Raw genomic sequence first — 6,432 nt, 5'->3', positions numbered from 1 at the left:
AAAAATTACCTGGGGCGTTTTTCGCGTATCAGGGCAGGGAAAGGTGCCGTAAACGGCCTGCTCGCGTCAGAATGGCGCTGAGGCGTTTTCAGCGGGGCGCGCAACGGATGTTATGTTCAATCCGCCTGTGTGGCGGGTACAAAAAAAGCCCCGGAGGGCTTTGGGGTAGTGGTCTATTTTCCTGAAGATTTGCTGGGTTTCAACTTATCATTATTTCCCGGCGTTTTTTTATTGTCGCGTTGTCGTTGATCAGGTTGCCCTGTTGATTCGGCAATTCTTTTAGGACCAGGTTTAAGAGCCATGACAGATATCCTTTTAACGTTTAGGAGGAATGCCCTCTAACTGTATATCTCGACAGTCAGCAGGTTATCAAGAGCTATAAGTAGATTATTTTTTGGCCTTTGATATGAGCTACTGTATAGTGGATATACATGTATAGCAATCATGGTTTAGGAGGTCGATATGTTAGCTATTCGTTTATCTGATGAGATTGAATCTCGGCTTGATTCTCTGGCGAAGCAAACAGGAAGAACCAAGACGTTTTATGCGCGAGAAGCAATCCTGGCTCATCTGGACGATTTGGAAGATTACTATTTGTCAGCAGAAACTGCAGCTCGTGTTCGCCGGGGTGATGAGGCTGTGCATTCGTCCGAGGACGTGAGGAAGTCACTTGGTCTGGACGATTAATTATTCTGACCGGGCGCTCAAAGCATTACGTAAGATGGACAAGCAGAATGCGCGACGGATTGTAGATTTTATGGATTTACGCATTGCTGTTGCTACAGATCCTCGTCAGTCAGGGAAGCCGCTCAAAGGTGAGTTAGGAGAGTTCTGGCGTTATAGGGTGGGTGATTATCGAATTTTGTGCGAGATCCGGGATGATGAGCTGATTATCCTAGCTGCCACCATAGGCCATAGGCGTGACGTCTATGACTAAAGCCCGCAATGCGGGCTTTTTCACGGCTGACTAAAATAATAGGGCGTTAGATTTAATTTTGTTCTTATCTTAGATCTGCCAACTTCTATGATATTTTTACTGATTATCGGGCATAAAAATATTTTAATCACATAGGGGTGATAATTAATGGATCAAGAATTATTTGATATTCATAAAAACATGATATACCTAGGTGAGCAATCTTTAAGACATGCCAATCATTTGGCTAATTATGTTAATATTGGCTTTAGTGTTCACTGGGATATTCTATCAGTATTGCAGGCTGCACATGCAATGGAAATATTTATAAAAGCGAGAATAGCCCAAGAGCATCCATTGTTGATACTTGATAAATATCCTAAAGAAAGATCTGATGGGGCGTTTTTAAATCTAAGTGATATAATGGATAATGCAACAACAATTCAATACAAAGAATTACCAGCTAGGCTTTGGGCATCAACAGGAATAAAAATAGATAACATTGAACTCTACAGAGATTTTGGGATGATAAGGAATAAAATACAACATCTTGGTATTCCTGAAGGTGTCGACTTTAGTGATGTGACTAATAGGTATGTATATGATGTCATTCATCCATTCATATTTAAATGTTGGGGGGTTTTTTCAATAGATTACATTGAAGATGAGCACTACCATGAAGCCATGGTTTCTGATTTAATAGAAAAAGAAATAAAGGTTGTTATAAGTCCAAGTTCTGTTAATAACATCTACCTAAGCGATGAAGCACAAAAAGTAATCACTTCTGGAAGCGATTACTCAAAATGGTTCTGCGATATGCTGGATAGTAATGATATTAATATTAATGACTTATGAGATCATGTGTCATTAGGCATCGATTAATCTCTGCGCTATGTACTCATGTGCAGCAGAAGAAATATCGCAGCCAATAGCATTTCTACCTAGGTTTTTCGCTGATATCAAAGTAGATCCTGAGCCAAAAAATGGGTCTACTACAGTGTCCCCTTCGCTGGAACTTTGAGATATCAAGATATCTAGTATTTTTACTGGCTTTTCAGTTGGATATCCATTTCTTATTCTTTTTTCTGTAAGGATGTCAGGGGTTCCAAGGTTGTTAAGCTTTCTTTTTCCTTTTTCAAAAAAAAGTATGAACTCATACCTTGCCCTGTAGTGGTATCCCATCCCAATAGCCATTTTGTCCCATACTATTGGTTTCCAGAATTTAAAACCAACTTTTTCGGCTATAGGTTTTAGATAAAACATGGTCTCTTGGTCGCAAAATATATAAAAGTGGCTATTTTTTTTTAGTGTTCGATACACCTCATTTAAAAGTGATTCAAATCTTTCATTGGGAAAAATGGCAAACCATTCATTGCTGGATGATTTGCTTACTTTCAGTCTTGTTGTTGTTCCAATTTTTCTATGTTTCTCTAATGATTCATAAGGTGGATCCGTTATAAATAAATCAACGCTCCCCGAAGGGAGCGTCTTTAACCATTCTACAGCGTCTTCCTGAAATAGCTTCATTAAGCTTGTCTTACCTGATTGCATAAAGTTTCTTGTGTTAAATCGACATGCGAGGGCTGCCCGGGACCTTCGCCTCGACAGTCGATACAATGGCTTTGTGAGCCATCGACATTCGATGTAGTAACGCGAGCCGGAGTTGTACCAAAAAATTCAGGGTAAGCCCTGAATATGTGTGCTGAGCCGTGAGTAGTAGAGCAGCGAGGACATGATTTCAATAACCCATCTGCACTTCTAAGTGCTTTGTTTAGCGGTTTTCCACAACAAGTGCATGGTGTAGCCATATCTTCTTCAGTTCCTTGAGGTTGTGTTGCTAGTTGATAAGGGGTATCTTTTCGCAGATACAAAAAAACCGACTGGGGAGTCGGTTTTTTCGAAGGTTCAGTAAGTTGGGGAACTTCTGAACCGTGGTAACTGGCTTTTACGGAGCGCAGTAACCAAATCTGTCCTTCCAGTGTAGCCGTAGTTGGGTTAATACTTCAAGAACTCTGAGTGTACTTCTAGTTTACTTCACCGCTCCGTAAATCCGTTACCGTTGGCTACCGCCAATGGCGATTCGTCGTATCTTCAGGGATTGGATTCAAGTGATCAGTTGCTCTGAAGGTGTGGTAGTCGGGCTGAACGGGGAGTTCGTGCATACAGCTAAGCTTGGAGCGAACCACCTGTCCGGACCTCAGCATCAGGCGTGGAATGAGAAAACGCGGCCATTAACAGCGGAGTGATGCGGGAAATCCGTATGGTGGGAACAGGAGAGCGCACGAGGGAGCCGCCGGATGGAAACGTCCGGCATCTTTAAGTCCTGTCAGGTTTCGTCACTTCTGATTTGAGCACCGGAGATCATCAGATTTCTGTTAAGCTCGTCAGGAGGGCGGAGCCTATGGAAAACCGCAGGTTTCCGCCAACGCCCGGCGGGCTTCGCTCTCTTCCTCAAACCACCTTTACCCTATAACCGCAACGCTCGCCGCAGAAGCAAACTTGTTTGCGCCGAGGAAGCGTCATTTCACCGGTACTTTTATTTTCCTCTTTCACACCGCAGCCTTACTATCCAAATCCCATAGACCACTTCCACAGACCCCCACTCCGATTTACTATGTAAGCCAGCATACACATCGCTAGCGCTCCGTGATGGCTGGTTCAGGGCTGCGCCCCGAAACCCCCTGACGCGCCGGCGGCTTGTCCAACCCCGTTTTCCGCCGGATAAAGCCGGCAGAAAACACGGTTATCAGGGAATGTCATGAACGAAAAGCGCAGCAAAATGCTGACCGTCTGGGTCTCTCCTGCAGAACACGAAACGCTGCTCGCCCGCTGCGATCGTGCGCGCCTTGCCACCTGGATGCGTGAGACATGCCTCGGCGCCGAAAAACGGCGACCGCGCGGCAACGCACCTGACGTGGCACCGGCGCTGTTTCGTCAGCTTGCCGGCGCCGGCAACAACCTCAACCAGGTAGCGCGGCAGGTAAACGCAGCCGTATCAAACGGTGAGCCGCTTTCCGCCGTAAAAATCCTCAGCCAGCTTGCTGCTATTGAGCGGGAGCTGAAGGCTCTGCGGCAGGAGCACACCGGTGATCGTTAAATTCCACGCGCGTGGGACGGGGAAAGGTGCGGGTCCTGTGGATTATTTGCTGGGTAAAGACCGGCAGAGGGCTGAGTCACGCCTGCTGCGCGGTAATCCCGACGATATCGTGGCCATCATCGACAGCAGTCCCTATGCCAAGGCTTACACCTCCGGGGTTCTATCCTTCAGTGAGTCGGATTTACCGGAGCCGGATAAAGAAAAGCTGATAACCCACTTCGAAAAGGCGCTGCTTCCCGGACTGGATGCCGATCAGTATGCGTGCCTGTGGGTCGAACACCGTGACAAGGGAAGGCTTGAGCTTAATTTTGTCGTCCCGAACATCGAATTACAGTCCGGAAAACGTCTGCAGCCCTGGTTTGCGCCGGCGGACAAACCGCGGATTGACGCCTGGAAAACGGTAATCAATACGCAGCTTGGCCTGCACGACCCGTCAGACCCGATCAACCGGCGCACGCTGTGTACGCCCCGCGATCTGCCTGCACATAAGCAGACGGCCGCCCAGGCCATCACAGACGGTCTTCTCAGCCTTGTTTCTGCCGGCGACGTTCGCAGCCGTCAGGATGTCATTCGCTCGCTGGAAAACACGGGATTTACGATAGCCCGCGAAACCCGCAGCAGCATCAGCATTGCCGATCCGGAAGGCGGCAGAAATATCCGACTAAAGGGGATGATTTATGAGCGAGATTTTAAATTTGGCGAAGGGATTCGAGGAGAAATCCAGGCAGCTGGCCGGCGATACCGCGCGGAATCTGCAGAGCGAGTTCGAGCGGCACGAGCAGTCTATCAGCGAGGCGCTGAAATCAAGCGAGCACAGAATCAGCGCCGCCATCAGCGCCCGGGACCAGAGGCTTTCCAGGCTCGTGCTCCGGAGCTGGTCATGGCTGCTGCTGACAGTAATCACCGTGACGATCGCCTGCTGGGGCGTAATCTGGTACCAGGGAGGGCAGATGTCCGACAACTGGAAGATGATCGCCGAACAGAAGCGGGCGATCGCGCAGATGCGCGAACAGGGTGGAAACCTGATATGGACCACCTGCGGCGACAGCGGGAAGAAATGTCTCGAGATCGACACGAAGGCAGGCTCCTTTGGGGAGCACAGCCAGTACATGATACCGAAGGAGTACTGAACCATGACCGAACTGGAAAAACAGTTACTGAGCGCGTTAGAGCAGCTGCAGAACGACTACGGATCGCGTTTGAGGGAATGGGAGAGCGCCTTCGCCAGTATGGAGCAGATGTACTCCACTACGCGCGCGGAGAACGCGCAGATAAGCAACCAGGTACAGCGCTTGAGCGCTCAGGTGCAGAGTTTGAGCGAGCAGCTGCACCGATTAGCGCGATGATTGCCGGCGAACTGGCACGGCGGGAGGCGCTGGAACTTGAACTGCAGCGCCAGAAACAGCTGAAACGGCCTTATAATGGCCCAAAAATGGGCTAAGCCTCATCAGCTCATCGTGGTTTTCTGCCGGCAAAGAGTCGTGACCAGAGTCCTCTGGCCTTTTCCTGCTCCAGTTGCTCTCCCAGGCGTTTTACTTCCTCCTGCAGCTGCCGACGTTCGTCTTCGCCGCGCCGGCGCTCTTCCTCACGCGCCGTTTTGTCTTCGAGCATCAGCGTGACGGCCACTTTCAGCTCTGCAAGCTCTTTACGGACGTCACTCAGCGCATCCGGTGTGTAATTTTCCTGTATATTTTTACGGTGTGAAAGCGTGGGAATTTTCTTTACAGGCAGGTTCACATTTCCATAGGCACGAATGAGTTCGGAAACGTCTATAACAGGGCTGTTTTTCTCATCGCGTGACGCGGTAACTTTACCCTGATCTATATGGTTGTAGAGCGTTCTTCTTGTTATACCTGCAGCCTTGGCTGCCTGCGTAAGATTCAGGCGTGTATCTGCCACTGTATACTCCGGATTCAGTATGGTGTGTAGGGTGTAAAATTTACATGAGCTGAAGCGACAGGGCTATTATTAAGTGTCCGATACTGAATGCAGCAAGATTAGCTACCTGGAGACAGCATATGACCGATCAGGAATTTCTGGAGCTGAAGGCCGAAGTGGAACGCCTTGAGGCGTTGCACAAGACGTCACGTGACGACCATAATATGGACATCGATGAGAGGCGCGCGATCGCTGATGCATACACGCTTAAAGACCGCGAGCTGACCGATGAAGGCCTCAGTCGGGTTACCATCTATAAGGATACAGATTAAGCCCCGGCAGGCACTTTCCGCGCCCGTTCACCGTTATCAGGTACAGATTTACAATGTCTTTTGCGGCTTCCGCTCGGTTTTTGCCATGAAAAACGTCGCCAGGCATTTCCGTGCATAGTCATGCACCGGACTAAAAATTACCTGGGGCGTTTTTCGCGTATCAGGGCAGGGAAAGGTGCCGTAAACGGCCTGCTCGCGTCAGAATGGCG

At 48.7% G+C, this 6,432-nt stretch carries 9 protein-coding genes; 6 read left to right on the top strand and 3 right to left on the bottom strand.

Annotated elements, in window-relative coordinates:
* Positions 1-173: 173 nt before the first annotated feature.
* Complete coding sequence (locus AC3Y5R_RS23970) at positions 174-302, bottom strand: hypothetical protein (protein WP_255342990.1); 129 nt, start codon at positions 300-302, stop codon at positions 174-176.
* A 160-nt stretch (positions 303-462) separates the two neighbouring features.
* On the opposite strand from AC3Y5R_RS23970, the gene relB reads away from it, so the two are divergent.
* The 3 genes from relB to AC3Y5R_RS23955 all read left to right on the top strand — a co-directional run bounded on the left by relB (position 463) and on the right by AC3Y5R_RS23955 (position 1,771).
* Entirely contained in the window at positions 463-687 is a 225-nt protein-coding gene (gene relB / locus AC3Y5R_RS23965; protein WP_489923400.1) for a type II toxin-antitoxin system RelB family antitoxin, read from the top strand.
* Positions 671-937, top strand: a complete 267-nt coding sequence (locus tag AC3Y5R_RS23960) for a type II toxin-antitoxin system RelE family toxin (RefSeq protein WP_489923399.1) — start codon at positions 671-673, stop codon at positions 935-937. Before relB ends, AC3Y5R_RS23960 begins: the two co-directional genes overlap by 17 nt.
* 147 nt (positions 938-1,084) lie before the next feature.
* Positions 1,085-1,771: a hypothetical protein gene (locus AC3Y5R_RS23955; protein ID WP_489923398.1), complete on the top strand. Its 687-nt coding sequence runs from the start codon at positions 1,085-1,087 to the stop codon at positions 1,769-1,771.
* A gap of 12 nt (positions 1,772-1,783) precedes the next feature.
* On the opposite strand, the gene AC3Y5R_RS23950 is transcribed toward AC3Y5R_RS23955, so the two are convergent.
* Positions 1,784-2,443, bottom strand: a complete 660-nt coding sequence (locus AC3Y5R_RS23950; RefSeq protein ID WP_489923397.1) for a DNA-methyltransferase — start codon at positions 2,441-2,443, stop codon at positions 1,784-1,786.
* Between the two features lie 1,231 nt (positions 2,444-3,674).
* Between AC3Y5R_RS23950 and mobC the strand changes: the two genes are divergently transcribed.
* Both mobC and mbeA read left to right on the top strand, forming a co-directional pair.
* Positions 3,675-4,013 (top strand): plasmid mobilization relaxosome protein MobC, encoded by a 339-nt coding sequence (gene mobC / locus AC3Y5R_RS23945; protein WP_489923396.1) that lies wholly within the window; start codon positions 3,675-3,677, stop codon positions 4,011-4,013.
* Entirely contained in the window at positions 4,003-5,454 is a 1,452-nt protein-coding gene (gene mbeA, locus AC3Y5R_RS23940) for a plasmid mobilization relaxase MbeA (protein ID WP_489923395.1), read from the top strand. The genes mobC and mbeA overlap by 11 nt, the downstream gene beginning before the upstream one ends.
* Before the next feature lie 11 nt (positions 5,455-5,465).
* On the opposite strand, the gene AC3Y5R_RS23935 is transcribed toward mbeA, so the two are convergent.
* A complete protein-coding gene (locus AC3Y5R_RS23935; RefSeq protein ID WP_489923394.1) occupies positions 5,466-5,912 on the bottom strand; it encodes a hypothetical protein in 447 nt (148 codons plus the stop codon).
* A gap of 119 nt (positions 5,913-6,031) precedes the next feature.
* On the opposite strand from AC3Y5R_RS23935, the gene AC3Y5R_RS23930 reads away from it, so the two are divergent.
* Positions 6,032-6,223, top strand: coding sequence for a hypothetical protein (locus tag AC3Y5R_RS23930; protein ID WP_489923393.1), 192 nt, complete (start codon positions 6,032-6,034; stop codon positions 6,221-6,223).
* The last annotated feature ends 209 nt before the right edge of the window (positions 6,224-6,432 follow it).

Source organism: Erwinia sp. 009765445 (assembly GCF_058137865.1).
Note: the sequence above shows the minus strand (reverse complement) of the source record. Positions and strands in the feature narration are given on the sequence as shown.

What these genes read in the sequence shown, in the direction of transcription:
- AC3Y5R_RS23955 (WP_489923398.1), top strand. Translation starts at nt 1,085, where the DNA reads ATGGATCAAGAATTATTTGATATTCATAAAAACATGATATACCTAGGT.
- AC3Y5R_RS23930 (WP_489923393.1), top strand. Translation starts at nt 6,032, where the DNA reads ATGACCGATCAGGAATTTCTGGAGCTGAAGGCCGAAGTGGAACGCCTT.
- relB (WP_489923400.1), top strand. Translation starts at nt 463, where the DNA reads ATGTTAGCTATTCGTTTATCTGATGAGATTGAATCTCGGCTTGATTCT.
- AC3Y5R_RS23970 (WP_255342990.1), bottom strand. Translation starts at nt 302, where the DNA reads ATGGCTCTTAAACCTGGTCCTAAAAGAATTGCCGAATCAACAGGGCAA.
- mobC (WP_489923396.1), top strand. Translation starts at nt 3,675, where the DNA reads ATGAACGAAAAGCGCAGCAAAATGCTGACCGTCTGGGTCTCTCCTGCA.
- AC3Y5R_RS23950 (WP_489923397.1), bottom strand. Translation starts at nt 2,443, where the DNA reads ATGAAGCTATTTCAGGAAGACGCTGTAGAATGGTTAAAGACGCTCCCT.